At 59.2% G+C, this 26,912-nt stretch carries 21 protein-coding genes; 12 read left to right on the top strand and 9 right to left on the bottom strand.

Translation table 11 applies throughout. The features are described 5' to 3' along the window. Positions 1 to 18 precede the first annotated feature (18 nt). The 11 genes from R5R33_RS07000 to R5R33_RS06950 all read left to right on the top strand — a co-directional run bounded on the left by R5R33_RS07000 (position 19) and on the right by R5R33_RS06950 (position 10,331). Positions 19 to 1,728, top strand: coding sequence for an alpha-amylase family glycosyl hydrolase (locus R5R33_RS07000; protein WP_318955308.1), 1,710 nt, complete (start codon positions 19 to 21; stop codon positions 1,726 to 1,728). A 110-nt stretch (positions 1,729 to 1,838) separates the two neighbouring features. Further along, positions 1,839 to 2,630: a thermostable hemolysin gene (locus tag R5R33_RS06995; protein ID WP_318955307.1), complete on the top strand. Its 792-nt coding sequence runs from the start codon at positions 1,839 to 1,841 to the stop codon at positions 2,628 to 2,630. Beyond that, positions 2,627 to 4,207 carry an AMP-binding protein gene (locus R5R33_RS06990; protein WP_318955306.1) on the top strand — a complete coding sequence of 527 codons (1,581 nt, stop codon included), beginning with the start codon at positions 2,627 to 2,629 and terminating at the stop codon, positions 4,205 to 4,207. Before R5R33_RS06995 ends, R5R33_RS06990 begins: the two co-directional genes overlap by 4 nt. Then, positions 4,207 to 4,878 (top strand): TenA family transcriptional regulator, encoded by a 672-nt coding sequence (locus R5R33_RS06985; RefSeq protein ID WP_318955305.1) that lies wholly within the window; start codon positions 4,207 to 4,209, stop codon positions 4,876 to 4,878. Before R5R33_RS06990 ends, R5R33_RS06985 begins: the two co-directional genes overlap by 1 nt. Before the next feature lies 1 nt (position 4,879). Further along, positions 4,880 to 5,725 (top strand): SDR family oxidoreductase, encoded by an 846-nt coding sequence (locus R5R33_RS06980; RefSeq protein WP_318955304.1) that lies wholly within the window; start codon positions 4,880 to 4,882, stop codon positions 5,723 to 5,725. Further along, positions 5,722 to 6,402 (top strand): tetratricopeptide repeat protein, encoded by a 681-nt coding sequence (locus tag R5R33_RS06975; RefSeq protein ID WP_318955303.1) that lies wholly within the window; start codon positions 5,722 to 5,724, stop codon positions 6,400 to 6,402. Before R5R33_RS06980 ends, R5R33_RS06975 begins: the two co-directional genes overlap by 4 nt. 27 nt (positions 6,403 to 6,429) lie before the next feature. Beyond that, positions 6,430 to 7,092 (top strand): response regulator transcription factor, encoded by a 663-nt coding sequence (locus R5R33_RS06970; protein ID WP_318955302.1) that lies wholly within the window; start codon positions 6,430 to 6,432, stop codon positions 7,090 to 7,092. After that, complete coding sequence (locus R5R33_RS06965; RefSeq protein WP_318955301.1) at positions 7,089 to 8,477, top strand: ATP-binding protein; 1,389 nt, start codon at positions 7,089 to 7,091, stop codon at positions 8,475 to 8,477. Before R5R33_RS06970 ends, R5R33_RS06965 begins: the two co-directional genes overlap by 4 nt. Further along, the gene (locus R5R33_RS06960; RefSeq protein WP_318955300.1) at positions 8,458 to 8,802 is read left to right on the top strand and encodes a cupredoxin domain-containing protein; all 345 of its coding nucleotides are present in this window, start codon (positions 8,458 to 8,460) and stop codon (positions 8,800 to 8,802) included. Before R5R33_RS06965 ends, R5R33_RS06960 begins: the two co-directional genes overlap by 20 nt. Positions 8,803 to 8,821: 19 nt before the next feature. Then, the gene (locus R5R33_RS06955; RefSeq protein ID WP_318955299.1) at positions 8,822 to 9,616 is read left to right on the top strand and encodes an FTR1 family protein; all 795 of its coding nucleotides are present in this window, start codon (positions 8,822 to 8,824) and stop codon (positions 9,614 to 9,616) included. 28 nt (positions 9,617 to 9,644) lie between these two features. After that, positions 9,645 to 10,331 (top strand): hypothetical protein, encoded by a 687-nt coding sequence (locus R5R33_RS06950; protein WP_318955298.1) that lies wholly within the window; start codon positions 9,645 to 9,647, stop codon positions 10,329 to 10,331. Positions 10,332 to 10,386: 55 nt separating this feature from the next. On the opposite strand, the gene R5R33_RS06945 is transcribed toward R5R33_RS06950, so the two are convergent. The 4 genes from R5R33_RS06945 to R5R33_RS06930 all read right to left on the bottom strand — a co-directional run bounded on the left by R5R33_RS06945 (position 10,387) and on the right by R5R33_RS06930 (position 17,812). Further along, complete coding sequence (locus R5R33_RS06945) at positions 10,387 to 11,226, bottom strand: DUF3014 domain-containing protein (protein WP_318955297.1); 840 nt, start codon at positions 11,224 to 11,226, stop codon at positions 10,387 to 10,389. Between the two features lie 266 nt (positions 11,227 to 11,492). Beyond that, complete coding sequence (locus R5R33_RS06940; protein ID WP_318955296.1) at positions 11,493 to 13,415, bottom strand: alpha-amylase family glycosyl hydrolase; 1,923 nt, start codon at positions 13,413 to 13,415, stop codon at positions 11,493 to 11,495. An 18-nt stretch (positions 13,416 to 13,433) separates the two neighbouring features. After that, complete coding sequence (locus R5R33_RS06935) at positions 13,434 to 15,905, bottom strand: glycoside hydrolase family 31 protein (protein ID WP_318955295.1); 2,472 nt, start codon at positions 15,903 to 15,905, stop codon at positions 13,434 to 13,436. A 26-nt stretch (positions 15,906 to 15,931) separates the two neighbouring features. Next, positions 15,932 to 17,812, bottom strand: a complete 1,881-nt coding sequence (locus R5R33_RS06930; RefSeq protein WP_318955294.1) for a glycoside hydrolase family 13 protein — start codon at positions 17,810 to 17,812, stop codon at positions 15,932 to 15,934. A 262-nt stretch (positions 17,813 to 18,074) separates the two neighbouring features. Between R5R33_RS06930 and R5R33_RS06925 the strand changes: the two genes are divergently transcribed. Further along, positions 18,075 to 20,717, top strand: a complete 2,643-nt coding sequence (locus tag R5R33_RS06925) for an alpha-amylase family glycosyl hydrolase (protein ID WP_404810394.1) — start codon at positions 18,075 to 18,077, stop codon at positions 20,715 to 20,717. A gap of 185 nt (positions 20,718 to 20,902) precedes the next feature. Here the strand turns inward: R5R33_RS06925 and R5R33_RS06920 are convergent, their stop codons facing one another. The 5 genes from R5R33_RS06920 to R5R33_RS06900 all read right to left on the bottom strand — a co-directional run bounded on the left by R5R33_RS06920 (position 20,903) and on the right by R5R33_RS06900 (position 26,892). Then, on the bottom strand, positions 20,903 to 24,745 hold the full coding sequence (locus tag R5R33_RS06920) for a M48 family metallopeptidase (RefSeq protein ID WP_318955292.1): 3,843 nt from the start codon (positions 24,743 to 24,745) through the stop codon (positions 20,903 to 20,905). 286 nt (positions 24,746 to 25,031) lie between these two features. Continuing rightward, positions 25,032 to 25,496: an AraC family transcriptional regulator gene (locus R5R33_RS06915; RefSeq protein WP_318955291.1), complete on the bottom strand. Its 465-nt coding sequence runs from the start codon at positions 25,494 to 25,496 to the stop codon at positions 25,032 to 25,034. Between the two features lie 9 nt (positions 25,497 to 25,505). Beyond that, positions 25,506 to 25,979 carry a GNAT family N-acetyltransferase gene (locus R5R33_RS06910; RefSeq protein WP_318955290.1) on the bottom strand — a complete coding sequence of 158 codons (474 nt, stop codon included), beginning with the start codon at positions 25,977 to 25,979 and terminating at the stop codon, positions 25,506 to 25,508. Between the two features lie 68 nt (positions 25,980 to 26,047). Continuing rightward, positions 26,048 to 26,431: a DUF302 domain-containing protein gene (locus R5R33_RS06905; protein ID WP_318955289.1), complete on the bottom strand. Its 384-nt coding sequence runs from the start codon at positions 26,429 to 26,431 to the stop codon at positions 26,048 to 26,050. A gap of 77 nt (positions 26,432 to 26,508) precedes the next feature. Then, positions 26,509 to 26,892: a DUF6632 domain-containing protein gene (locus R5R33_RS06900; protein WP_318955288.1), complete on the bottom strand. Its 384-nt coding sequence runs from the start codon at positions 26,890 to 26,892 to the stop codon at positions 26,509 to 26,511. Between the last annotated feature and the right edge of the window lie 20 nt (positions 26,893 to 26,912).

The following is a 26,912-nucleotide window of genomic DNA, read 5'->3' as shown; positions in this document are numbered from 1 at the left end:
TCAAGGAAGGGTTACGTGATGAGAATCGAACGATGGCTGTTGTTGCTCTGCTGCTGTTTTATCGCCGCTTGTGGCTCGGGCGGAGGCGACGGGAATTCAGCGTCCGCACCTACAACGCCCGTGCCTGCGCCGGCGCCCGCACCACTCCCGGAAATTTCCATCGATCCCTACTGGCGCAATGCGAGTATCTATTTCCTGCTGCCGGACAGGTTCAGTAACGGCGATGTCACCAATGATCTCGCCTACAGCCGCCAGGCCGATGGCGCGCCGCTGCGGGGATTTCTCGGCGGCGATCTGCGCGGCGTGATCGACAAACTGGATGAAGGTTATTTTTCCGCGCTGGGCATCGACGCCATCTGGATGTCGCCGATTGTGGAGAATATCCACGGTTACCTGGAAAGCTCCGGGCGCACCTACGCCTACCACGGCTACTGGCCAAAAGACTGGACGGCCGTCGATGCCAATTTCGGCAGTGAGGCGGATTTGCAGGAATTGATCGACAAAGCCCACAGTCAGGGCATTCGTGTACTGCTCGATGTGATCGCTAACCACACCGGCCCGGAAACATCCCAGGACCCGTTGTGGCCATCGGACTGGGTGCGCACGGCACCCGTGTGCGACTGGTCCGGGTTTGCCGGCAATGTCACCTGCACCCTGACCGATCACCTGCCGGACATACTCACGGAAAGCGATGCTACCGTGGAGGTTCCGCCATTCCTGCAGCAAAAATGGCAGCAGGAAGGGCGTCTGGAACAGGAGCTTGCGGAGCTCAACAGTTTTTTTGCCCGCACCGGACACCCGCGTGCGCCCCGCTATCATCTGATGAAATGGCTCACCGAATGGGTGCGGGAATACGGCGTCGATGGCTTTCGCGTGGACACCGCCAAGCATGTGGAACCGGAATTCTGGGCGGAGCTGAAGCTGGAAGCGGAGGACGCGCTGGCCCAGTGGAGGCAGCAATACCCGGACAAAAAAATCGACGATAAGCCATTTTTTATGCTCGGCGAGGTGTACGGTTTCGGTGTGGATAACTTCTGGAACAGCGATGGTCGCCAGTACGACTTCGGCGACCGCAAGGTAGATTTTTACCAGTACGGTTTCGACAGCCTGATCAATATGGGCTTCGTGCATCAGGCGGAGCAATCTCCCGCCGACCTGTTTCAGCAGTATGCGGTCGACCTGATCGACGGGGATCTGAAAGGGGCCGGGATACTGAGTTACATCAGTTCCCACGATGATCTCGACAGCTTCGATCGCGATCGCAGCCGCACCATTGAGTCCGCCACCAAACTGCTGTTGGCGCCCGGTGCAGTGCAGGTTTATTACGGCGATGAGACCGCCAGGAGGCTGACGGACGCGCAGGCGATTTACGATGCACAGTTGCGTTCGCCTATGAACTGGGACGAACTTGCCGATCCGGCGACGCAGCAAGTATTGGCCCACTGGCAGAAACTGCTGCATTTCCGCCGCGCACATCCCGCCATAGGCGCCGGTGAGCACAGGGTTCACCGGCAGGCCCCGCTGATCTTCTCGCGCACGCTGGAGGGCGACAGGGTACTGGTCGCGCTGGATCTAGCTTCGGGGGAAAAGGTGATACCGGTATCCGGTGTATTCGACGAGGGCACTGCCGTACGGGACGCCTATTCCGGGGCGGAGGCCACGGTAGCCGGCGACACGGTGACCCTGGATACCGGCTACGACCTGGTGTTGCTGGAGCCGGCGGGTTAGCTCGGGACCACAGCGTAGGCGGGATCCGGCGCCAGATTGGGAATCTTAAGTTTGTCTTAATTTAGCCCCCGTAGACTGCTCATATCCGATTTCTACCAGGAGAAAAGGAAATGGCAGTGGATGTCCGCTCGCAGTATGCACTCCAGCCCCGGTCCGGTGAGTTTGCTGGCTATCTCAACACCTTTGGTTCCGAGCCGGTGGTTTCCGAGCGCTTTGGCACAAATGGCGAAGTGAGCCCCGACAGCCAGGACAGTGAGGCCAGCTCCCCCCTCGCGTTCCAGTTCAGCGGCACTGGCGCTGCCGGGCGCGCCGCGGTGGAATCCTGTATTGCCGGGCAGTTCCAGCAGGTTTATGGCGCCCAGTTGCGGCACTACATGCCCTGGTTACTCTCCTACGGTAAGGGCCAGCGGATACACGGGGTACTCGGCATGCGCCGGGCAGGCAGTGAGCCGCTGTTCCTCGAGCAGTATCTCGACGAGCCGGTGGAGTCCCTGCTGGAATCCCGCGCGGGTGTACCGGTAAACCGTGAGGATATCGTCGAGATCGGCAACCTGGTGGCCACGGCCCGCGGCGGCAGCCGCCTGCTGTTTCTGATGCTGGCGGAGCTGTTTGCCGCCGCCGACCTCACCTGGGCCATCTTCACCGCCACTCCCGAAGTGCAGCACCTGCTGCAAAAGCTCACCGACGACCAGCTGGTGCTGTGCCGTGCCGATGGCGCCCGCCTGGGCGCGGAACTGGCGGACTGGGGGACCTACTACAACACCCGCCCCGCGGTAGTCGCCGTCAATGTCAGGGCCGAGCGCGAGCGGCGCCTGGAGCGTCCGCTGATCAGCGAGCTGCTGGAGGTGTGCCGGCCGCAGGCTGCCGCCTTCGCCCGGCAGCTGGTGGAGGCGAGCGTATGACCGATATCTCGAAGACCAACTCCCCGCTGCTTGAGAGCCTGCGCGCTACCGCGGAAGCCTATCCCGGCCGCGCCGCGCTGCTCGGCGACCACGAGGGATTTACCTACGGCGAGCTGCTGCAGGAAGTGACCGCCATCGCCGCCGCATTGAATGCCCGCGACTTGCAGGTGGTTGGCCTGTTTGCCAACAACGGTCCCCGCTGGCTGCTGGTGGATCTCGCCTGCCAGCTGGCCGGGGTTACGCTGGTGCCGCTGCCTGGCTTTTTTTCCCCGCAACAGCTGCAGCACACCATCAGTACCAGTGGCCTGCAGGCACTGCTGACGGACATGCCCGGTTATTTTGCCGACGCCCCGGTATTCGGCGCGGGTGAGGCATTTGCCGGTATGACCCTGCTGCCCTGTACCCAGGTTCAACCGGCGAAACTGCCCGCGGACACCGCCAAGATCACCTTCACCTCCGGTTCCACTGGTACCCCGCGCGGCGTGTGTCTTTCCAATGCGACCCAGTTCGCCACCGCCGAGGCGCTGGCGGTGAGTCTGGCACCGCTGCGCTGTGCCACCCACATGTGCCTGCTGCCGCTGGCGACCCTGCTGGAAAACGTCGCCGGAGCCTACACCTGCTGGCTGCTGGGGGGTACCGCACTGGTGCCGGGACTGGAAAGGCTCGGTTTCTCCGGCAGCTCGCAACTGGATATGCAGCGCCTGTGTGCCTGCATCGACGAACACCAGCCCGACAGCCTGATCCTGCTGCCGCAGATTCTGAAGTCGCTGCTGGATCAGGTGGATAACTTCGGCTGGCAGCCGCCGCCCACCCTGCGCTTTGTGGCGGTGGGCGGTGGCAAGGTCTCCGCCGATCTGCTGCGCGAAGCGACCAGTCGTGGCCTGCCGGTGTACGAGGGCTATGGCCTGTCCGAATGCGGTTCGGTGGTCGCGCTGAACCTTCCCGGCGCGGTGCGCGAGGGCGCCGCGGGTAAACCGCTGCCGCACTGTGAAATTGCACTGCGGGATGGCGAGATCGTGGTGCGCGGTCCGCGCTATCTCGGTTATCTGGGGGGGACAGAAGACGATAGTGGGAGCCGTGACGGCTGGCTCGCCACCGGCGATCTGGGCTCCCGCGATAGCGATGGTTTCCTGCATATCACCGGGCGCAAGAAAAACATTCTGATCAGCTCCTACGGCCGCAACATTTCCCCGGAGTGGATCGAGAGCGAACTGCTGCGCGCGCAGGAAGTACTGCAGTGCGTGGTGGTCGGCGATGCGCGCCCCTATTGCAGCGCGCTGTTGTTGCCGCGACCGGGTACCGACGCAACGCAGATCGAACGATGGATCGAGTCGGTCAACCGCGTGCTGCCGGATTACGCCCGCATCCGCCGCTGGGCCCCACTTACGCAACCGCTCACCTTTGCCGATGGCCTGCTCACCGCCAATGGTCGTCCGCGCCGCGATCGCATCGCCGAGCGCTATGCCGCGGTGATCGAAGGCCTCTATCGCGGTGATCGCGATCAAGCAAATGCACAAAAAACTTTCTCTAGCGCACCGGCGTCTATTCCCGGTGATCAAAACCCAGGAGTTGCCTGATGAATTTTTTCGACCAGTTACAGCGTGAGACCGAATCCGAGCGTCAGCAACTGCTCAGTCTTCCCGTGATCCAGCGCGGCGCGCGCGGCGAAATCACCCTCGAGGAGTATGTCGGATTTCTCTCCCAGGCCTACCACCATGTGAAGCACACGGTCCCGCTGATGATGGCCTGCGGCAGTCGCCTGACCGAGCGTCAGGAGTGGCTGCGGGTCGCGCTGGCGGAGTACATCGAGGAGGAAATCGGCCACCAGGAGTGGATCCTGAATGACATCGCTGCCTGTGGCGCCGACGCCGAAGCGGTGCGTCGCAGCAAGCCGAATTTCAGTACCGAACTGATGGTGGCCTATGCCTACGACACCATCGCCCGCGGCAACCCCCTCGGTTTCTTCGGCATGGTCAATGTACTGGAAGGCACCAGTATCCAGCTCGCGGATATGGCGGCCGGTGCCATCCAGAAATCCCTGAACCTGCCCAGCAAGGCATTCAGCTACCTGAGCTCCCACGGCGCACTGGATGTGGGGCACGTGGCATTTTTCCAGGGACTGATGAACAAGATCGAAAACCCCGAAGACCAGCAGGCTATCGTGCACAGCGCGCGCGCCATCTATCGCCTGTACGCGGGAATTTTCCGCGAAGTCGCGGCCAACTGCGCGCTGGCGGAGGTCGCCTGATATGCGTGCCGCTAATAAAGCCAGTAACGAATTGAACATCCTGCTCACCGGCGCCAGTGGCGGTATTGGCCATGCGCTTGCGCACAGCCTGGCCGCGCGCGGACACCGCCTGCTACTGCAGGGGCGCAATAAAATGGCTCTGGAGCAGCTGTGCAACTCGCTGCCCGATGCGCACCGACATTTGGTGGTGCCCGCAGACCTGCTCGATCCGCAACAGCGCCTCGAACTGTTGCGCACCTGCCGTTCCCTGCCCGGTGGTGTGGATGTGCTGATCAACAACGCGGGCGTTGCGCGCTTTGCGCTGCTTGGCGATACCGACGATGCCGCCATGCGCTCGATTCTCGAAACCAATCTGCTGGTGCCGATGGCGCTCACCCGCGATCTGTTGGCACTGCTGCAGCAGAGTAAACAGGGGGCGGTTATCAATATCGGTTCGGCCTTCGGCCATATCGGCCACCCGGGCTTCAGCATCTACGGTGCGAGTAAATCCGGCCTGCACGGTTTCACCGAAGCTTTGCGCAGGGAACTCGGCGACAGCCGCGTCAGGGTTCACTATCTTGCCCCGCGCGCGGTGGATACCTCACTGAATACGGACGCGGTGGTAGGCCTCAACCGCGCATTGGGCAATCACGCGGACTCCCCGCAACTGGTGGCCGAGCAGTGTGTGGCACTGCTCGAGGGCGGGCGCAGTGCGCGTCGCTTTATGGGTTGGCCGGAGCGTTTGTTTATCAAGGTCAATGCGCTGCTGCCGTCGCTGGTAGACAGTGCACTTGTCAAAAAAATGCCGGTAATTCGCCGGTTCGCAGAGCAAAACCATCTACAGCATCCACAAGGAGAAACTCCATGATGACTCAGTTCACCGGGATCAGAGTGAATCTCGCCACCTGTCTGCGCAGCCTGCTGTTTTTACTGGTCGGCGCAGTGGCGATGCCATCACTGGCGCAGACCGCCGAGCAGGAAGTTCACGATTTACAGCGCCATTGGGCGGAAATCCAGTACCGCACACCGGAAAAGCAGCGCGCCGACAAACTCGCCGCTTTGTCTGAAAAAGCCAGTGCGGTGACGGCCCGCTACCCGGATAACGCAGCGGTGTGGACCTGGAGTGGAATCATTCGCGCCTCCCACGCCGGTGCCAAGGGTGGAATCGGTGCGCTGCCGATCGTGAAGGCGGCGAAGGCGGACCTGGAAAAGGCCATCTCGCTGGATGGCAGTGTGCTGGATGGCGCGGCCTACACCAGCCTCGGCTCCTTGTATTATCAGGTGCCTGGCTGGCCCATTGGCTTTGGTGATGATAAAAAGGCACAGACCTTGCTGTTGAAGGGGCTGGAATTCGGCGCCGACGATATGGACGCAAATTACTTTTATGCGGACTATCTTTTCCAGCAGAAGGACTACGCCCAGGCGATGGCCTACGCGAATCGCGCCGAGCATGGTCCCGCGGACCTGGAGCGCCCGGTGGCGAGCGAAGGACGTCTCGGCCAGATCAAGCAACTGCAGGCGAAAATCCAGCAGAAGCTGCATTAACAAAGGAATAGCGACCGACGGTGATGCATGCGGATACTGTTGATTGAAGACGATCATTCCCTGGCGGAAGGAATCACCACCGCATTGCGTCACGCCGGTTATGCCGTTGACCACACCCCGTCCGGCAGCAAGGGTGTCGCGCTCGCGGTGGCGGCGCAGCCGGACCTCGTGGTGCTCGATCTCGGCCTGCCGGATATGGACGGGTTGGCGGTACTGAAAGCCCTGCGCGGCCAGCAGATAAAAACCCCGGTACTGATTCTCACCGCCCGCGACGACCTGCCGTCGAAAGTGCAGGGGTTGGACGCGGGTGCCGACGACTACCTCACCAAGCCTTTTGCGGTGGATGAGTTGCTGGCGCGCCTGCGCGCGCTCGAACGCCGCGGTGCCAGTGGCGGTTCCGCCGAAGTGGTCATCGGCGATGTGGTCATCAATCTCGCCACCCACTCGGTTTCCCACGGGGGAAATCCGGTACGCCTTTCGCGCCGTGAATTCAGCCTGTTGCGTGCTCTTGCCGAGCGTCCCGGACATATCCTCAGCCGCGAACAGCTCGAGGACAAGCTCTACAGCTGGGGCGAGTCCGTCGCGAGCAACACGGTGGATGTGCACATCCACAACCTGCGCAAAAAAATCAGCAGTGATTTTATCCACACCATTCGCGGCGTCGGCTACAAGCTGGGGCCTAGCCGTTGAAATCCATCCGTATCTTCCTGCTGATCGCGCTGCTGTCCACCATTACCCTGGTGAACTTTATCGCCGCGCTGCACGGCTATCGCGCCAGTATGGAAGAGGCGGAGCGCTTGTTCGATCGCCAGGTCGCGGGTACCGCACTGCTGCTGGCGGCTATCCCCATAGACCAGACTGCGCCCCAGGTGGTAGAGGAAAACGACCTGCAGGCTTTCCAGGTGTGGTCCGCCGACGGGCAATTGCTGATGCGCTCCGACAACGCACCGGCAACCCCCATTGGTGACGCACAGGAGGGATTTAGCGAGCAGAATTTTTCCGGGTTCCGCTGGCGGGTGTACAGCAGTCCCTCCGCGAATGGCCGCTCGATCCGGGTGGCCGAGCGGGTCGACCTGCGCTTTCGCCTCGCAGATGAGGTGGTGCTGCAGTCGGTGATGCCGATCCTGATCGGCCTGCCGGTGGCAGGACTGTTGATCTGGCTGGTGATTGGTCACGGTCTCGCCAGCCTTAAGAAACTCGCCGACGAGTTGCGCCACAAACGCGCCGAAGACCTGGCCCCGCTGACTCTGGCGGCGCCACCGGAAGAACTGTTGCCACTGGTGCGTTCCACCAACGCGCTGCTCGAACGCCTGCAGGCGTCGTTTGACCGCGAGCGGCGCTTCTCCGCCGATGCCGCCCACGAACTGCGCACACCCATCGCCGCAATCCAGGTACACGCGGACAATCTGGCGACACAACTGCAAAACAGTGCGGTGGTGGCGCCCGGGTCCCTACAACAGTTGCAGGACAGCATTGCGCGCATGGCGCACCTGGTGGAGCAGATGCTCAACCTGTTCCGGATGACCCCGGAGCATTACCCGGCGCGTTTCGAATCCATTGACCTGCACCGGCTGGCACGGGACGTGATTGCCGAACTCTATCCGGCATTTGCCCGCCGCGAGCAGGAAATAGAGTTGCAGGGAAATACCGCGTATATCGATGGCGATCAGTTCGCACTGGTACTGTTGCTGCAGAACCTGCTGAACAACGCCTGTAAATACACACCGCAGGGCGGCAGGATCGCAGTGGATGTGCAGCGGCAGGGAGATGCGGTGGTGCTGCAGGTGCAGGATTCCGGTCCGGGTATTCCCCAGGAAGAGCGCGAGCGGGTGTTCGAGCGCTTTTACCGGGTGGGTGGCGACCGCCATGAAAGCCGCGTGCCCGGTTGTGGCCTCGGGCTTTCCATCGTGCATCACATTGCCGAGCTGCATCATGCACAGGTCGAACTCGGGCCGTCATCCCTTCGCGATGCACAGGCGCCGGGGCTCGCGGTAGCGGTGCGTTTTCCCGTGCAAAAAAGCGTTGAGCGAGGAATCAAGCATGAAAGGGTCGCTGATGAAAACCTGGTTTCGTAATCTCGCGATCGTAATTATCGCTGGGCTGGCGCTGGCGTCGGCGCTGCCGGTAAATGCCGCTTATCCGGAACTGCAACTCGAAATCCGCGATCACCTGTTCTATCCGTCGGTACTCAAAGTGCCCGCCAATACCAAAATCAAACTGATCGTGGTGAATCGCGATGCCACCCCGGAAGAGTTTGAAAGTTACGAGCTCAACCGCGAGAAAGTGATCATGGGCGGACAGAAGGCGGTCATTTTTATCGGACCGCTGGCCCCGGGTGAATACCCGTTTTTTGGCGAGTTCAATCCGAAGACCGCCCAGGGCAAGGTGATTGCAGAATGATGATGCGGAGGAAAAGCCTATGCTGTTGACCAGTGTCATCCTGGTGCTGCGCGAAGTACTGGAGGCGGCGCTGCTGCTCAGTATCCTGCTCGCCATGAGTCATTACCTGGGCTTGCAGATGCGCTGGATTTTCATGGCGCTGGCTGGCGGGATTCTCGGTTCCATTGCCTACGGGGCCGGAATTGGCGTGGTTTCGGAAGCGTTTGACGGTATGGGCCAGGAACTGATGAATGCAACGATGCAGTTTGCCATTTACGGGCTGCTGCTGGTGGTGGGCATTCTGCTGATCTGGAATCGCACCGGCAGGCAGCAGTTTCTGCCGCTGTTGCAGTGGAGCATGGTGCTGGCGGTGGCGCTGGCGGCATTGCGTGAAGGGTCGGAAGTCTATGTGTATCTGATGGCGTTCCGTCACCAGACCGACCTTCTGCAAAGCGTGCTGCTGGGCGCCCTGATTGGTGGCGGCATCGGTTTTAGTATCGGCGCACTGTTCTATTATCTGCTGGTGGGGCTGCCGAAAAACCGGCGTCTGCTGGTTGTGTTGGTCTTGCTCACCCTGGTGGGGGCCGGACTGTGCCTGCAGGCGACACAATTGCTCGAGCAGGCGGACTGGCTTCCGGCGCAATCACCTCTGTGGGATACCTCGGCACTGTTGTCGGAAAATTCCCTGCTGGGCCAGCTGTTCTATTCCCTGCTTGGCTATGAAGCCACACCCACACGTATAGCTGTTACGGCCTACCTCGGCGGAATGTTGTTGATGGCGACGCTCTTGTTTGCGGCCTGGGCCAAATCACGCTCGCTGCCAGAAAAGGATTAAATGGATGATTCTGCGAAGGCTAATTTGGATGGCGGCACTTTTGCCCAGCCTTCCGGCGCTGGCGGACGGCAAACTGGTAGACAAGGTTTATGACCCCTACGTGGAATACCAGGAAACGGAAATCGAATGGCGTGCCGTGCGCACACGAGATACCGACGAGGAAGAGTTGAATGGGCTGTGGCAGCACCACTTCAGTGTCGGTTACGGTTTTTCCGAACACTGGTTTGGCGAAATCTATGCCATCGGCGAGAAAAGGCCGGGTGAGGGTTTCGACATAGAAGCGGCAGAGCTCGAAGCAAAATGGCAGCTGAGCGAACAGGGTGAGTACTCTGCAGACTGGGGCATGCTGTTCGAACTCGAGCGCAAATATGAGGAAAACCAGTGGGAAGCCGCAGCAACGGTACTTGTTGCGAAAGAGTGGGGTCGCTGGACCGGTACCGGAAACTTCGCGCTTATCTACGAGTGGGGTCGGGAAGAAGACGAATTTGAAACAGAATTTCGCGGCCAGATACGCTATCGCTACACCGAAAAATTTGAGCCGGCGGTGGAGCTCTATGCCGCGGAGGATTTGCTCGGGATAGGCCCGGTGGCGCTGGGTGCCTGGCGGTTAGGGGAGGGACGCCAGTTTCGCTGGGAGGCCGGCCTGATTTTCGGGATCACCGATGAAAGCCCGGACCAGTCGCTGCGGTTACTGTGGGAATACGAGTTTTTCTAGCTTCTGAAATCCGGTGGCGAACGCCACCGGAATCCATTTTGTTATCTCATTTACTTTATTCGTCACTAGGCAGGTTCTGCAGGCTGGCCTTGAGCTCGCGCAGTTTTTCTTTCACCCGCGCTGCATTATCCGGGCCGATGCGGATCATCAGTTTGTGCAGACCGGGCATTTTTTCCAGCTTCTCATCTTCAAATTTGTAGTAGACCGTGGGGCGCACCAGCTTTATCGGGCCTTCGATTTCCGGTGCCGCCAGAGCCTGGTCGATGGCGGCCATTACGGCGGCGTGGAAGTTCTTGTTCTTGAGGCCCAGTTCGCCGTAAGCCTGTTTCAGACGCGGGTACCAGAACTGATACAGCCCAACCGCCTTGTCGGTATCCACCATCGCGAACAGGCGCACGGGCTGGTCGTAGCGCTGATAGTTTTCCTGCGACAGCACATACACCTTCTGCCCGTCGGCACGGGTTTCCAGTTCCTTGACCGCGATGTTGCCCTCAAGATTATTGAACGGGCGGTTTTTTGGCATCAGGTCGCCTTTGGTGGCGGTGTTGACCGCAGCCACCCATTTGCGCACCACTTCATCGGATACGATCCAATTGGCCAGGGCGCCATCGGCGGACAGGCTGATGATGTCTTTGCGGGCTTCGCTATCGCTGTCGTTGAGGTCGGGCAGTTTGCGCGGGGCTTCTTTGGGCGCGGCGGGCTCCGGTGTCGGCGGAATGACCGGCTCGGTGGGTTCTTCGAGATCGACGGCAGGTTTGGTTTGCGGCGCCGGTTCGGTAATGGGGGCGGGCGCTTCGGGTTTGGGGGCTTCCCGTACTACAAACCAGTAGAGACCAAATATCACCGCCGCCAACACCACCAAGGCGAGCAGCCAGTCTTTGAACGTACTTCCCATCGTCGATTTCCTCCCGTTGATCCCGCAAGTCAAAAAAGTCAGTGTAATGCACTGACCGTGAGGTCTAAGACAGTATCAGTCTGGGAAGGTTTCTGGTAGATGGGGGTTTGGGATAGTGCTCGGAGAATTTGGTGGCGGTGCAGCTAGCGGGTACCACCTTGCGCGACACGCCGTAAACCCATCCCTGGGGGCTCGGCTGCGGCCGTCCTGGCCGCAGACGGTCGCGCAAGGTGGCACCCACTATCAGCACCTTCTCGGAGAGATTGTTAGCGGGTGAGTTTCAGCACCTGGCCGGACAGCGCGGGGAGCGACAGTTCGATGGAGCCGGTGAGATCTTCCGCTACGGTCAGTTCCACACTGCCTGTCTGCAGTTGGTTGGTAAGGGTGTACTTACCGGGCGCGAGCTGCCAGGACTTGGTCAGCTCTGCAGGAAGCTTAAGGGTGCTGTTAGTGTCGGCATCTTCAAAGTTGGCAATCACCAGCAGGCGATCGTCGCCGTTCCAGCGGGCAAAGCTGTACTGCTGCTCAGCGTAGTTTTTGCCGTGCTCGCGGTTGTAGCGGTGCAGGTCCAGATATTCGCCGGTCAGCGCCGGGCTCTGGTGGGAGAAGTTCAGCAGCTTGCTATAGAACGCACGCAGTGACTGTTCGCTTTCGCTCAGCTGCGTGCTATTGAACTGGCCGTCGTTGTTCCAGCGACGAATACTGGGCACGGACCAGTAATCGAAAATGGTGGTGCGGCTGGCTTTGCCGAAGCCGGCGTCACCAGAGCCGGGCTCACCCAGTTCCTGGCCGAAGTAGACCAGGGTGGGGGCGCCGCTGATGGTGGCGGAGACCACCATGGCAGGGATACCGGCGCGCGGGTTACCGGCGAACTCCGGGCTGCCGATGCGCTGCTCGTCGTGGTTCTCCATAAAGCGCAGCATATGGTCTTCGATGCCGTCGAGGCTCTGCTGGATCTCCACCAGAGGATCGGTACCGGCCTTGCCTTCCATCACCGCGCGAATGGCGTCATAGGTGCCCACCTTGTCATACAGGTAGTCCATCTTGCCGAGGCGGATGTAATCCCGGTACACCTCCGGCTCGTAGATTTCCGCCAGTAGCAGGGCGTCCGGCTTCTGCATTTTGATGCTGGAGTTGAGGTAGCTCCAGAACTCGACCGGCACCATGCCGGACATGTCGTAGCGGAAACCGTCCACGCCCATTGCGAGCCAGTAATCGGTGATCTGGCGGAATTTCTTCCAGGTGTCCGGTACAACCTTGTCGGCCCAGAACCCGGCGTGGGCGCGGTAGTCTCTCTGCGCATATTCCGCCGGCAGTGCCGCGAAGTCGTGGCTGCCGTCCGGGCGCACCCCGAAATTGATTTTTACCGTTTCGTACCAGTCGCCTTGCTCGGGTTGTGGCGCACGGCTACCGTTGCCGGTCCACTTGGCCGGCATTTCGGAAAATTCCCCGTCTACCAGCGCATTGGCTTCGCCGTTCAGTGGCTGGTAGCCGTCTTCCGCCACCGGCACCTGGAAGGGCTCGCCGGGCACGTAGTAGAAATTGTTGTCGCGCGCATAGGCCACGCTGGTGTCGTCATCGGCACCGAAATCGCGCACGCCCTCGGGCTTCGCCAGGGACTGGTAGTTGCGCGCTACGTGGTTCGGCACGACGTCGATGATGACCTTGAGTCCCGCATCGTGGGAGCGCTGGATCAGCGCCTTGAATTCTTGCATGCGCTGGGACGGATCGCTGGCCAGGTCCGGGTTCACGCTGTAGTAATCCTTGATCGCGTAGGGGGAACCCGCGCGGCCCTTGACCACATCCGGGTCGTCGTTGGCGATGCCGTAAGCGGTGTAGTCGCGCACCAGCGCGTGGTGCAGGGCACCGGTGTACCAGATGTAATCCGCTCCCAGAGCGCGGATTTCTGCCAGCGCCTGCGGGGTGAAGTCGCTGAACTTGCCCACGCCGTTTTCTTCGATGGTGCCCCACGGCTTGTTGGTGGGGTTGGTGTTGCCGAACAGACGGGTCATCACCTGGTAGATCACCGGTTTGCCGAAGACCTGTGCAACACTCGCTGCATTCTCTGCAGCGGCAGTGGATGTCGCCGGCGCGCTGGTTTGCGCCGGTGCATTAGCTTCGGGGCCACAGGCGGTGAGCAGGGCAGTGGCAATACTCGATGCCAGAATCAGTCGGGAAAATTTTTTCATGGTCAGTGTCGTTCTGTTTTAGTGGCTGACGGTGAGAGGAAGCTCGCTTCCGTCCCAGGCAAATTTCACGTGCAGGGTTTTAGCGCGCTTGTCGAACCAGGCCGCGTTATTGCTCAACTGCTTTTCACTGCTCACGATAGTGAGTGGCTGTTCGCCCGCGTTGATCGCGGTCGGTACCTGCTGCCAGTTGTGCAATACGAGTTCGATGCTCCGGCCTTCCGGTGCGCCAGTGTAGCCGTCGCCTTCGCGGGTGAAGGTGAAGCGGGTGGCCTCATCGTTGCGCTCACCGGCAAACATCAGTTTCTGATACTGGCCTTTGGCAAACGCGTCCGCAGTTACACCGTCATCTTCGTAGACATAACCGGAAGATTGCGCCGCGGATTCGTGGGCGTAGTAATCGAGGCGCAGGTTGCGGCTGGAGTATTCGCGGGTATTGCGCATATCCGGCACGGTGGGGATAAATGCACCGGCGCGAACCAGCACGGGAATGGTTTTCAGATCGACCTTAACTCGTGCCATATCACCGCCGTACTGGTTGTCGTTCCAGTAATCGAACCACACACCGCCGGGCAGTTGTACGGCGACTTCCCTGGCACCTTCATCGGTTACCGGAGCCACCAGGAAGTCGTTGCCCCACAGGTAGGCATCCTTGTTGTCCATCAGCGCCAGATCGTTTTCATTGTCAAAAAACAGCGGGCGCATCAGCGGCATGCCGGTCTGGCTGTTTTCGAATGCCAGGGTGTAGTTGTAGGGCAGCAGGCGGTAACGCAGCTTGACGAACTCGCGGGTGATATTGCGGGTCTTGAGGTCGTGGAATACCGGCTCCGGAGCGATGTGCTCCTGCGCGTGCGGGCGGTACACCGGCTGGAATACGCCGTATTGCAGCCAGCGGATATACAGCTCGCGATCGAATTTTTCGCCACCGGCAAAACCGCCGAGGTCGGAGTGGGTGTAGCCGAAGCCCAGCAGGCCCATCTGCAGCGACAGTTCCACCTGTGGTTTGAGTCCGCCCCACTCGCGGGAGACATCGCCGGTCCAGGGGATCATGCCAAAGCGCTGGGAGCCGGGGAAACCGGCACGCATCATGATGAACGGGCGCTCCTCGGGACTCGCGGCCCTTTCGTTGTCGAACAGCATCTGCGCCCAGCGATGGCCGTAGGCGTTGTGGATTTCATCCGCCATGCCCACCGCGTGTACGGTGTCGGAGGGATGTACTTCCGGCTCGCCCAGGTCGCCCCACCAGCCGGCAACACCCTGTTCTTTCAAATCTTTGTAGATATTCCAGAACCAGTCGCGACCGTCTTCGGAGAACACGTCGATCAGGCCAGTGTTGCCGAAATAGAATTCAAATTTCTTCGGCTGGCCGGCGAGGTTTTTGGCCAGGGCATTGGCGGCCACCGCGCTGTCCCAGCGCTCGGCCGTGGAGAGCACGAACGGCTCGGTAACCAGGATGGTGTTGATACCCTGCTGATTCAGGTCCGACATCATGTCCACCGGGGTGGGGAACGCCTTGTTGTCCCACGCCAGGTTGCCCATGTGACCCTGGATATCCGGGCCGAACCAGTACAGATCCAGTACCAGCGCGTCCAGCGGGAAATCCTCTTCGCGGAATTTTTCCACCACGTCGCGCACTTCCTGCTCGGAGTGGTAACCGAAGCGGGAGGCGAAGTTGCCGAAGGCCCAGCGCGGCGGCATCGGCTGGCGGCCGGTGACGTCCACGTAGTTCTCGATCAGCTGCGGATAGGTGTTGCCGGCGACCACGATGTAGCTGCTGCGCCCGGCCACCGCCTCGAACTGCATCACGTCCTGTTCGCTGGCGCCGAGGTCCATTGTGCCGGTGGCACTGTTGTCGAACAGCAGAATGTATTTGTTGCTGCTCATCACCGCTGGCAGACCGAAATACATCTGCTCGGATTCGGTGGTGTAGCCGTAGTGGGCCTTGTTGTAGAGCGGCAGGCGCTGGCCGCGACGGTCCATACCCAGCACCCGCTGGCCGCCGCCGATCAGTTTTTCATTTTCCTGCAGCGCAAAGCGGAAACCGCGCATGGTTTGGTTGGCGAAGAAACCGTGTTCTTCCGCCAGCAGCGGTTCGCCGTTGCGCTCGAATTCAATGGCGAAGGGCGACTTGTGGATAACCGCAGTGAGGTCGCCGAGCGCCAGGCGCAGGGCATCTTCGGATACGCTCAGTTGCGCCTGCACATCCGCCTTGAGTTGCGCAGTTTTAGTCGAGTTTTTGGGGGCAATGGCAAAGGACGGCAACTGCTTCATGCCATCGCGCTGATAGTGCACTTCCAGCGCAGCGCTGTTCAGCGGCGTCAGGGTGACCTGGCTGTCGCTGGTGTCGATTACCAGCGCGCCGTCCTGCATGTGGTGCTGGCGGTATTCCCGCACTTCGCTCGCAATAGCGGGCTGCAGCGCGGCGGCGAGGAACAGGCCGAGGCCGAGTTTTTTCACCAGTGCGGTGGGCTTTGTGTTGGCTTTCTCTTTCATCGTCGAACTTTTTTCGGTAATTGGAGTTATTGGATTTCGAACACCTGCGCATCGCCGGCGGCGATCACCAGGTTTTTCAGGGATTGGGGTTTGCCGCCGACAATGTCGGTGGCGGTGCGTTTGTCGCCGAGCATTTCCGCGAGATGCGCGAGCGGCAGCTCCCGCGGTTTGTCGCTCTTGTTGATCGCGACCATTACCGTGTCGCGGTCGTCGTAACGGAAATAGATATACAGGCCGTCGATGGGGGCGAAGTGCTTGAGCTGGCCGCGGTGGATAACTTCTTTGTCTTTGCGCCAGTTGAACAGGGTGCGTACAAAGTCCTGTGCGCGCTGTTGTTCGCCGCTCAGGTTTTTGCCGTTAAACGCATTCACCCTGTCACCGGCCCAGCCGCCGGGGAAGTCGCTGCGCACTGTGCCGTCGTCGCGCTGTTTCGGGCTCGTCGCCAGGATTTCATCGCCGTAATAGAACTGCGGGATACCGCGCATGGTGGCGATATAGGTCACCGCCATGCGGAACTTGCCCAGGTCCTCATCCAGCTGGCTGTACAGGCGGCTCATGTCATGGTTGCCGCCGAGGATCACCAGATTGTTGGGGTTGGGATAGAGCACATCGTTGGCCAGCGCCTCGTACAGAGTGACCAGGCCCGTATTCCAGCTTTCCGGCAATTCCAGCCCGTCACGCAGGCCGTAGAGCAGAGGGAAGTCCATCATGCTCGGCACATGCGAGACATAGCCGTTGCGGTTTTTGTTGCCCGCCTGCCAGTAGGCCACCAGTGCGGGCTGACGGGTCCACTCCTCGCCAACGATATTGAAATTGGGGTATTCCCGCATCAGGCGCGCGGACCAGTCGGTGAGGAAATCCGCATCGGAGTAGGCATAAGTGTCCACCCGGATACCGGAGAGGTCTGCGTACTCCACCCACCAGATGGCGTTCTGGATCAAATAGTTCGCCATGCGCGAATTGCGCTGGTTGGGGTCCGGCATGGAATCCACAAACCAGCCGTCGGTGAACAGCTGGTGGTCGCGGTGGCTGGCATAGGGGTCAATATGCACGGTGCGCGCGTGGTTGGTGTATTCAAAGTCGCCCGGTTGAATCCCCCTGCCGTTTAGCCAGTCGTTGCCAGGAAGATCCTTGAGCCACCAGTGCCCACTGCCGATATGGTTCGGCACCATATCCTGGATCACACCAATGCCTTTGTTCTTCGCCGCCGCCACGAATGCGCGGAAGCTTTCATTGCTGCCGAAGCGCGGGTCGATGCGGTAGTAATCGGTGGCGGAATAGCCGTGGTAGGAGTAGGCGGGCTGGTTGTTTTCCAGCAGCGGGTTGGGCCAGACCTGGGTGAAACCCATGCTTGCGATGTAGTCGAGGTGCTGCTGCATGCCGGCAATATCGCCGCCGTGGCGGCCGCCGGGATTGCCGCGATCGGGGCCCTCGAGGGTATCCGCGGTGCGGTCGTTGCCAGTGTCGCCGTTGGCGAAGCGGTCCGGGGTGATCAGGTAGATGGCGTCGCTGGTATCGAAGCCCTTGCGTTCGGCGGAACCGGCGGCGCGCGGTTTCAGCTCGTAACCCAGTACCTGCTGCCAGTCACCCTGGCGCAGCTGGATCTGCAGGGTGCCGGGTTTTGCGTCTTCGCCCACCGCGAGGTTGATAAACAGGTAGTTGGGGTTCTGCTCCCGCTCGGTGCTCGTAATGGTCACGCCGGGGTAATCGAGGCTGACCTCAGCACCGGCGAGATCGCGCCCGTGCAGCATCAGTTGCAGGTTGGGCTCCGCCATATCGGTCCACCAGAAGGGCGGCTCGGCACGCTCCAGTTGCGGGCTCGGTACAGCCTCTGCAAAGGCTGGGTGGAGGGTGAACGTCAGCGTAAACATCAGGCTGGCGGCCAGGCGGCTTGTGGGCTTGGACATGGCGGGCACCTGTTTGACCGGTTTGGAGCCATTTAGGAGAGCAGGTCTCCAGTTATTTTCTCCATTGTGCCCAAGGCCGTGGCGGCTGTTATCCCCCTCCGGTGAGGGGGAGTGCTTGCAGTAATTCCCGCTTCTGGCCTGGCGCGTATTTCCTCCACGCCCCACCCGGGGAGGAGGCAGTGACCCATCGGAATTCGCGACCATCCGGACAGGGTCATTCTCTGGCCTGGCGATGTACATAAAAATAATCCACCGCGAGATGATGAAAATGTTGAAGAAAACTCTGGTGCTGGCCGGATTGCTGCTCTGTGCGAGCGCGTCCGCCCAGGCTGAATGGTACCTGCGCGGTACCCATAACAACTGGCAGGCCGACCAGATGCAGGATCTGGGCAGCAACACCATGCTGGCCGACGATGTGGTCTTTACCAGTGCCGGTGAGATCAAGTTCGACCGCTGGGGAGACTGGAGTGAGAATTTCGGTCTGAATGGCGCGCAAGGTGGCGCCAATATCCCGGTCGCCGCCGGTACCTGGGATATCAAGTTCTACACCGATACCCATAACTACCAGATACTGCCTGCCACCACGCCTTCGGTGAGTTACCACTTGCGTGGTACCTTCAACAGCTGGGCAGAAGGTACTCTGATGACCAGGCAGGGCACCAGCGACCTTTATACCTCTTGCCAGGATTTCACCGGCAATACCAACCCACGCTTCAAGGTCGACCCTAACGGTGGATGGGGGAGCGACGCGGTACCCGTGCAGGACTACACGGTTGCCGCCGGTTGGGTAGAAATCACCTTCAACGCCGCGAGCAACGCCATTTCCACTTCCCAGAATCTGGCTGCCAACTGCGGTGCCGGCGTGTCGGATGCCGATAACGACGGTGTGCCCGACAGCCTCGACCTCTGCCCCAACACCCCCGCCGGCAGCAATGTCGATGCCAATGGTTGCGCGGTTGTGGTTGAGGCTGCGCTGCATCTGCGCGGCACCCACAATAGCTGGGCCCAGGGCGACTTGCTGACACTGGTCGACGGCACCTCCAACCAATATGAGGCTTGCCGCAACTTTACCAGTGGTGATGCCAACGGAGGCCCGCGCTTCAAAATTGACCCGAACGGTGGCTGGGGTAGCGATGCCTTCCCGGCCCAGGATGAACCCGCGAATGGCTGGACTCACATCGTCGTCGACGCCGACAGCGGCGTGCTGGTCAGCGTTATCGCCAATCTCGGAAGCGACTGCGGTGCCGTTGAGCCCGACACGGATGGCGACGGTGTGCCTGACAGCCAGGACAGTTGCCCCAACACGCCCGCAGGTGCCAGTGTCGACGCCGAAGGTTGCGAAGTAATACAGCCGCCGCTGTCCGATTTCCGCAATCGCAGTATGTACTTTGTGTTTGTCGATCGCTTCAGCAATGGCGACACCAGCAATGACAACGGCAACAATGCCGCCGCCACCTCCAGCAGCAAATCCGCCGGCGGTCTGTCCGAGTGGAAAAAATACTGGGGCGGCGATATCCAGGGGCTGATCGACAAGCTCGATTATTTGCAAGCTCTCGGCGTCACCGCCATCTGGGTTACCCCGCTGAACGACAATATCGACAATTCAGGATCCGACGGCGCCTACCATGGCTACTGGGGCCGCGATTTCTATGAAGTGGACGAGCACCTGGGTGACTGGGCGCTGGTGGACCAGCTCGATGCGGCGATGGAGGCGCGCGGCATGAAGCTAGTGCTGGATATCGCCCTCAACCACTCCAACCAGGACGACCAGTACGAATTCGGCGCGCTGTACAAGGAGGGAGTCTTCCTCACCAACGTGAACCAGGACAACGGCACCTGGTATCACCACAACGGCGCGATTGCCGACTGTTATGACAGTAACCCGGCGACCACCTGTGGCAGTGAGTGGGATGATCCCTGGGCCTTCCGCAACAAGACCCTGTTCAACCTCACCGACTTCAACCACGGTGTGAACGGAAACAGCGCGGCGGACCAGTACCTGATTGACGCGGCGCTGAAGTGGATGAGCCACGGTGTGGATGCATTCCGTATCGATGCCATCAAGCATATCGAGCCGAATTTCATCAATCGCTTCACCAGCGCGGTGCGCGCGCAGAACCCCGACGTGTATGTGTTCGGTGAGTGGTACGGCGCCGGCGCCGGCGAGAGCCTGTCGATGCAGTTCCTGAACGAGGGCCGCGGTTCCGAGTTGCTGGACTTCCAGTTGCGCAACCATATCGAGCAGACTATCGCCGGGGATATCTCCATGGTGCAGCTGAACGCCCATGTGGAATCGCGCGCGACGGCTATGAACGGCCGCGAGAGCTGGCAGCCCATCTTCCTCGACAACCACGATGCCACCCGCACCAGTGTGTTCCTGCAGACCACCGGCCCGGTGGACAACGGCCGCACTGGCAAGGGCTTTGCCAAGTCTCTGGCGGATGCGCGCCAGAACCTGGGGATGGCGCTGGTTATGACCCTGCCGGGCATTCCCACCATTTACTACGGCACCGAGCAGAACAGCACCTGGTTTACCGCCAATGGCGACGGCCAGGTAGGGCACGACCCTTACAACCGTGAAGGCATGCCCTCGTTCAGCCAGACCACGTCCGCATTCAGCATGATCAGCGCACTGGCCAACCTGCGCGCGCAGAGCCCGGCCTTGGCGTCAGGGGCTTACCAGCAGCGCTGGATCAACCAGGACGTGCTGGTATTCGAGCGTGTTTCCGGAAGCGATGTGGTCACTGTGGCGGTCAACCGCGGTGGCAGTACTTCGATCAATGTGAGCAACCTGGTACTGGCCGATGGCCAGTACAGCAGCCTGGTGGGCGGAGACTCTGTGAATGTGAGCGGCGGCTCCGCAGTACTGAACCTGGATGCCAATGAGGTGATCGTGCTGCACTAAGTCCAACGATCTCGGCGTAACGGCACGGCGTACACTAGCGCCGCTAGAAAAAGGGTTCGGAAATTTCCCGAGCCCTTTACTGTGTAACCAAAAAGCCCCAGGAAAATCCTGGGGCTTTTTCTTTGAACTATTGAGGGTCCAACTCCCCAAGGTGTTCGCTGGGGTGTTGAATTAGGCTCTTGATATTAGCCGGCAGGGAGCGATGTTTTCTGCGAGTGATCAAAATAGGGTCGCTCCGTCGCAAAGAGCAGTGCTCTTACTTGCTCTCGCCATTCGTTGGGTGCTTTATCCTGCAGTAGCACCAGGCTGGCGGCGAGAAGTTGCCCGCGTTCGCGAGGACCAAACCCCTTCAATTCGTCTGAGACTCTGCCGGTGTTTCCGTGTTGGTGTATCTGACGCAGGAACGCGAGGGCGCGCTCACCATGTCGGTACTCCTGCTTGCCCCATTCCTCGAACGGTGCGGGGTCTTGCCCCGCAAGCACAGCCTGGCTCCATGCGAGCCACACCGTGTCATGGTCCAGACCTTCCAGTGCAGGAAGTAACAGTGCTTCACTTTTGATGGCGTTATCCGCTCCATCGGATGCGGCAATGAGGCGAAGTACCCGGGGCTGCTTGTGCGCGTGCGATGCTGACTTGGCTGCTTCCAAGTTGCCTTGTGACAGCTCGGTGTAGGCTTTAAGTTGCTCCGGTGCCTGATTTTGTTCCAAAGCTAACATGAAGCCAAGTTGCTCTGATTTGTTTACAAGTTGGTCGAGGTCAGGGTGCTCTGCATTATCGAGGCGCAGGAGACGCGCAAGGTCTAGGCTGACCCAGTCATCGAAGGCATTGCTGCTCTGCAGAACTTTTTTCCACGCCGCAGTGGCTTCAAACCACTGTCCGTGCTCTGCCAGCACGTAACCACTGGCCATGTTGAACCAGGGGTTTTCTGGCCAGCGTTCGGCGCCTTCAAGCATTTTCTGGTCCGCGTCGGCATCATTCTCGGAGCAGCGTGCAGCAATGTAATGCAGATTGCTGTCATCACGAACGGCCGCGGCCAGCTGCTGATGCCTCGTGCATACCTGAGCATATTCAGGCGATCCCCTGGCAATATCCTGTTGTAACCGTAAGGCAAAAACATCATTGGGATAGTGTGTCAGTCTTGCGTTGAGGTCCTGAATGACGTCGTCATCGAAGACCTTTCTGGCCAACTCCAACCAGAGAGCAATAGTTGGGGAGTCTGGACTATCCCACTCGACATGTTTACTTACCATGTTCGAAAGTTGTTGCTGGTCCTCGACCATGCTGGCTTGCTGGAAGGGATTCAGCCCACCGAAGCCGTCAAGCACTGTACGCACAGTCCCTCGTGAGTAGTCGGATATAGTCACACTTTCTGGAGGCTCTTCGAACAAAATGTCGGCTCTGGTTGACGCCCAGCGCGGGGTCCCCAACTCTAGGGGCGGCTTATCTACACCTTCCCCGTAGACCTGGGTCCATTGCACCAGAGGGCTAGCACCTGCCACGTTGTAAACATAGCGACCGAACTGCTGAGAGGCGTCTGCGCGGAAAGTCTCGATGCGGGTGCCACTGAGATCATAAGCCGATACCTCGATCTCCCCGCTGTGGGGAAGGCGCAGCGAACTAGTTGCATAAGGTGCGACGTGAGCCACTTTTTTGTCGACTTCCACCCGTACAGGTGTTGCCAGACCGTTGTAGACACTGATGTTCGCACCGCCTGTAAAGTAACCGGCCACGATCACCGTACCGATAATGGACGCAGCGACGCCAAAGCGTAGCAGGGCGGGGAAGAGCCCGGTGGCAGTCTGGAATCGGTCCCAAAAGTCCAGGCGTGTCTGGAGCTTGCGTTCGGTTCCGGTGACTCTTGTGGTGTAATTCTCGGGAACCGATGGCGGGCGCGGTGCTGCGTCGGGGGAGGTTCCCTCAAGGAAGTGCTTAGTAACCCGGCTCTCTGTCTCAAGCAGCTGCTCCAGAGTGGCCATCTTCAGTGTGGCGAGAGCATTGGCTGTACTGCCGAGCCAGCTATCGATCACCCGCATCCAGTTGTTGATGTTGTCATTACTGGGTGCCGGTAATTCGAACTCTCCCAGAGTACTTTTCCAAGTTTCGGCGTCCATCGCTGTCGCGGTTAACTGACCCAAGTCCACCTGTTCTGCCTGATCATATACCTGTGCAAGGGCTTTGAATGCCTCTTTCGCGGCACCCATCAGCCGATTCAGTTCACCACTGCTTACGTGACCGTCTGCCGTAATAACAGCAACCACATTGCGGAGCATACCGTGAACGTCCAGTAATTCGGCTTCGGTATGGTCGGCGTAATGGAGCAGCGCCAACAAGGCTGCAAGTTGCTGCTCCCAATCTCCACCAATCTGGCGCGCGGCCAAGCGGTGTGCGCCACGACAGAGACTGTCGTGCAGGTATATTTTCTGTTCGGCTTCGAGGATCTCGGTCTTCAATTCCGTGATAGCGTCTGGCAGTTCATGCCGTTCCAATTGTCGGTCGCGATGCCGAATTACAGCACCGTTTAGCGATAGCGAGCCCTCTTGTATGCCTTGCAAAACTTCGAGTTCTTCACGCAGGTTTCCCAGTGTATCCAGATTTCTGGAAAGATCCTCCGGATACAGGGATTTCAGGATTTCTGTAAGGTCACCGGTGATCGCTCTGGTGTCGCAGAGTGCTTCCGGACTCTCCTCGTGCCGCACCACCGTCCGGCCAAGGTATGCACCGCGGAACCGGGGAAGGAGGTAGGCTCGGTTGAACTGCGCGTCGAGTTTTTCAAGAGTTTGCTCTGTGGTAACGGTTTCGAGCTCACCTTTGCGATAGATTTGCGCAGACAGTGTCGAACGAGAATTTTCGGGATTGGCGAAAACTATCCAAGCACTGCGGTCATCGATCACTCCGGCGATGTAATGCCGTTTGGCATTTTCCTCCCGTGCGGCATTTTCCGGATGGGTCGACCACATTCTTGGTGGTGAGGCGATGGCGCGGGTAAATACCCGATGCTGCTCGCGCTCCTGATCAGGCAACGGTGGTATCTGACCGAATCCAGGATCATCGAGTATTACACCGAGATGTTCGATGATCCGGCTTTGAACTGCGTACATATCGCCGACGGCTCGTCCATCTGCCGCCTCTTTAGCGGCAAATGAGAGGCTTCTTTCCCACGCTTCGTCTGCTGCGTGTAACTTGTGGAGAGCGTGAACGAGAGCATCTGAACCAGTCACTGATACCGCAACAAGGTCTGCCTGTAGCTCCATCTCACGCGAAAGTGCGCGCTGCGCTGCGACAACAAGCAGGAAAATAGTGTCCAGCAGTGAGCGAATACTCCACACGATGAGCTTCAGTATCCAGCCAACCCAGGCCACCCGAAGGTCGAATCTTGAGAGTCCGTCGAGAAAGCTGTCCAGCGCATTGCGCTGGTGGATAAGGTGCATAGCGATCTGGTGGGCAACATAAACCCAAGTGCCAACGGCCATCGATTTCTGCGCAAAATGGCCAAACTCATGGGCGAGGACGGCCTTCAGTTCCGACAGATTGAGTACATTGACTAACCCCAGTCCGACCTCCAGATTCTTTTTTGACGGAAACAGCAGGTTGAAGAAAGTGAGGTGATAAAAGACTGCGGCATTAACTTCGGGCGTGATGTAGACCTTGTGGGGCCTTGGGGCGCCGGCGTCGTCGGCGAGACGATTTAGGAACGCGAACAATACGGGCTCGTCTGTCTCGCTGACCTCAACCCGGGCATCGTCCTCATTTCGTTTCGTGAAAAATAGGGCTTTCAGCATGAAAACCGCAAGAATTGCCGCACATACTCCTGTTCCAAGCCCCCACATGATATCGCCGTCTGGTGCGAAGGCTGCGGTAGTCAGTCGATAGGCGGTCATGCAAAACCACATCGCCAGGGACAAGTACGCGGTTAGAAATAACACCAGGCCAAACACCGCCAGCCAGGCGTTAATTTTGTATCGCCGTGAGGGGCGAGTCAGTGTTTCGGGGATGCTGGCCGGGCCGGCCGGGTATACCTCTTCTTCCATGGGAGGACTCCCTTGTTGTAAGCAAGTAGTAGCCGGCAGATGACACATGCGCGGCAGTTAGACAGCGCGGTGGGTGCTCCAGGAGGCTGTACAGGGGAGCACATTTATTTCATTTATTCTTGGTGCTTCGACGACGGGGTAGATAGTGGCGGGTTAAGACTCCCCGGTCAGCCAGTATAGACCAATATATTTTGTTTGCAGTTGGTACGGCTATCACTGCTGCATGGAGGGGGATTTTGGTGCCACAGTGAAACTGTTGTTCGGGTGCAAAGAACGCTCTCTTCAGTTACTTAAGTGGCAGGTACACATCCGTAATCATGTCCTGCTCGCGGATATCCGGGCCGACATTCACATAGTGGAAGATAATAGGCAGGCCGGAATGCTGTTCGCCGCTCTGCGGCAACCACTGTTCGTAAAGAAACTCGGCCGCCAGCACCTTCTTCCGCGAGCCCAGATGTCGTGCTCTGGCGCAGCGGCAGGCGGGAATCACCTTGTTGATCACGCCGTAGGGGTTTTCTCCTATTTTACGATCCACCGAAATACACAGGTCGACGCGATACTCCTGCGGCGGCACCTTGCGCGGGTCGTTGTAGTGGAGTCCGTAATTTCGGTAGGCGGGGGAGGGTGGAAAGTTGTTTTCCTTGCGCCACTGAATCAATTTCATGACGGATAGGTGTTCCGTTTCCGGTGGCCCCTTGTACTCGATGGCGGCGACGCGGGTCTCGGGGAATTCAACGATTTCTACGTTCATGGCTGCTGTTTATTTACCTGCCGCGGATAATTCGCGGACCATGATATCCACCTGTTCACCCTTGTAAACCTGATGCCTCAACAGTGCCCAACCCAGTGTCTGGTAATAGGATCGGCTGTCCGGGGTAAACAGGTACAAGTGATTGATCGAATTGACGCTGCAGAATCGGGTTAAATACTCGATCAGCTGCTTGCCCACACCCTGTTGGCGGTAATCCTGATGTACGAACAGGTTTGCCAGCCACGGCGTCCACGACTCGCTGATATCCATGTCGCGCTCGAGCAGGCTGATAGAGCCGATGACGTTGCCTTTATCCACGGCAACAAAAGTGCTCGGGATCACATTCACAGCCATTGACGCGCGGAGATCTTTCTCGAAATCCCCCTGGGTTTCACCGGGGTACAGATGCTGCCATTCGCTGTAATGCCAGCGGGCCAGTGTTTCAATCGCCTGCGGCATTTCTGACAGATCTATTATTTGCATGGTCAGGGTACTTCGGGTGTGCCCGCCACTGCACCGTCTTTCCGGTGACAGGACGGGCCAGGGGAATACTATTGTGCGTCGCGCAGGATTTTTATCATCGACGACTCAACCTCACTGGCAATATCTGCCAGTGCGGGATCGCTCGACAGGGCGCTGAGCATCTCAACCGGCTTGATATAGCCGATTTTGACCTTGCCGTCTTCGGTGTAGACAGAGATGCGACAGGGTAGGGCCATATTAAGCCGCATGTCCAGCGCCATCACTTTCGATGCCTGCAGCGGATTGCAGACCTCGAATACCTTGCACTTCTCATTGAATTCAATGCCCTTGCTGCGCAGCGTCGTGGCCAGATCGTGGACATGCAGAACACCAAAGTTATTCTGTTTGACCGCCTGCTCGAGGTCACCCGCTGCGACATCGAAAGTCTTATTGGTTTCCACTATGTAGTACATGCTTTTCTCGCTTAAGTGCGGAGTTCTTGCCGCTCAATTAACGGAGTTCACAAGTGATGTTATCGGCAGGGAACCTCTTAAATATCCGATTTCTTGGGCATCAAATAAAAGAGTACCGCGGCCACCAGGAATAACGCGGGAATGTCCCCAAGTAAATTTGCGCGGTCGGTCTCATCGGCGAGGGCCTGTATGAACATGATGCCGCCATGAACAATGCTCGACCAGATGGTAAACCAGATAAGGCTCTTGTTTGCCATGGGATCCTTTGCGGCGAGAATCAAAAACACCCCAAGGGTCGCGTAAACACCCATGATCATCTGTTCATATTCTGGCTGTGAAGGTGTCCAACCCCAGCCGGAAGGCCAGATGAACATCATCATCGCCGGAACGCCTGCGATGAAGACAATGCCAAATACATAAAGTGCGATGCTCAGGTAACTGAGCCTTTTCGCTCTGTTCATGGAGTTCTCCGGCGTTTTAT

The organism is Microbulbifer pacificus (genome assembly GCF_033723955.1).
Lineage (GTDB): Bacteria > Pseudomonadota > Gammaproteobacteria > Pseudomonadales > Cellvibrionaceae > Microbulbifer > Microbulbifer pacificus.
The sequence above is the reverse complement of the archived record's forward strand: the minus strand, read 5'-3'. Positions and strand labels throughout refer to the sequence as shown.

Bases quoted from the DNA above. Each gene is read 5' to 3' on its own strand.
- R5R33_RS07000 (WP_318955308.1), top strand. From the start codon at position 19: ATGAGAATCGAACGATGGCTGTTGTTGCTCTGCTGCTGTTTTATCGCC.
- R5R33_RS06995 (WP_318955307.1), top strand. From the start codon at position 1,839: ATGGCAGTGGATGTCCGCTCGCAGTATGCACTCCAGCCCCGGTCCGGT.
- R5R33_RS06990 (WP_318955306.1), top strand. From the start codon at position 2,627: ATGACCGATATCTCGAAGACCAACTCCCCGCTGCTTGAGAGCCTGCGC.
- R5R33_RS06985 (WP_318955305.1), top strand. From the start codon at position 4,207: ATGAATTTTTTCGACCAGTTACAGCGTGAGACCGAATCCGAGCGTCAG.
- R5R33_RS06980 (WP_318955304.1), top strand. From the start codon at position 4,880: ATGCGTGCCGCTAATAAAGCCAGTAACGAATTGAACATCCTGCTCACC.
- R5R33_RS06975 (WP_318955303.1), top strand. From the start codon at position 5,722: ATGATGACTCAGTTCACCGGGATCAGAGTGAATCTCGCCACCTGTCTG.
- R5R33_RS06970 (WP_318955302.1), top strand. From the start codon at position 6,430: ATGCGGATACTGTTGATTGAAGACGATCATTCCCTGGCGGAAGGAATC.
- R5R33_RS06960 (WP_318955300.1), top strand. From the start codon at position 8,458: ATGAAAACCTGGTTTCGTAATCTCGCGATCGTAATTATCGCTGGGCTG.
- R5R33_RS06955 (WP_318955299.1), top strand. From the start codon at position 8,822: ATGCTGTTGACCAGTGTCATCCTGGTGCTGCGCGAAGTACTGGAGGCG.
- R5R33_RS06950 (WP_318955298.1), top strand. From the start codon at position 9,645: ATGGCGGCACTTTTGCCCAGCCTTCCGGCGCTGGCGGACGGCAAACTG.
- R5R33_RS06945 (WP_318955297.1), bottom strand. From the start codon at position 11,226: ATGGGAAGTACGTTCAAAGACTGGCTGCTCGCCTTGGTGGTGTTGGCG.
- R5R33_RS06940 (WP_318955296.1), bottom strand. From the start codon at position 13,415: ATGAAAAAATTTTCCCGACTGATTCTGGCATCGAGTATTGCCACTGCC.
- R5R33_RS06935 (WP_318955295.1), bottom strand. From the start codon at position 15,905: ATGAAAGAGAAAGCCAACACAAAGCCCACCGCACTGGTGAAAAAACTC.
- R5R33_RS06930 (WP_318955294.1), bottom strand. From the start codon at position 17,812: ATGTCCAAGCCCACAAGCCGCCTGGCCGCCAGCCTGATGTTTACGCTG.
- R5R33_RS06925 (WP_404810394.1), top strand. From the start codon at position 18,075: ATGAAAATGTTGAAGAAAACTCTGGTGCTGGCCGGATTGCTGCTCTGT.
- R5R33_RS06920 (WP_318955292.1), bottom strand. From the start codon at position 24,745: ATGGAAGAAGAGGTATACCCGGCCGGCCCGGCCAGCATCCCCGAAACA.
- R5R33_RS06915 (WP_318955291.1), bottom strand. From the start codon at position 25,496: ATGAACGTAGAAATCGTTGAATTCCCCGAGACCCGCGTCGCCGCCATC.
- R5R33_RS06910 (WP_318955290.1), bottom strand. From the start codon at position 25,979: ATGCAAATAATAGATCTGTCAGAAATGCCGCAGGCGATTGAAACACTG.
- R5R33_RS06905 (WP_318955289.1), bottom strand. From the start codon at position 26,431: ATGTACTACATAGTGGAAACCAATAAGACTTTCGATGTCGCAGCGGGT.
- R5R33_RS06900 (WP_318955288.1), bottom strand. From the start codon at position 26,892: ATGAACAGAGCGAAAAGGCTCAGTTACCTGAGCATCGCACTTTATGTA.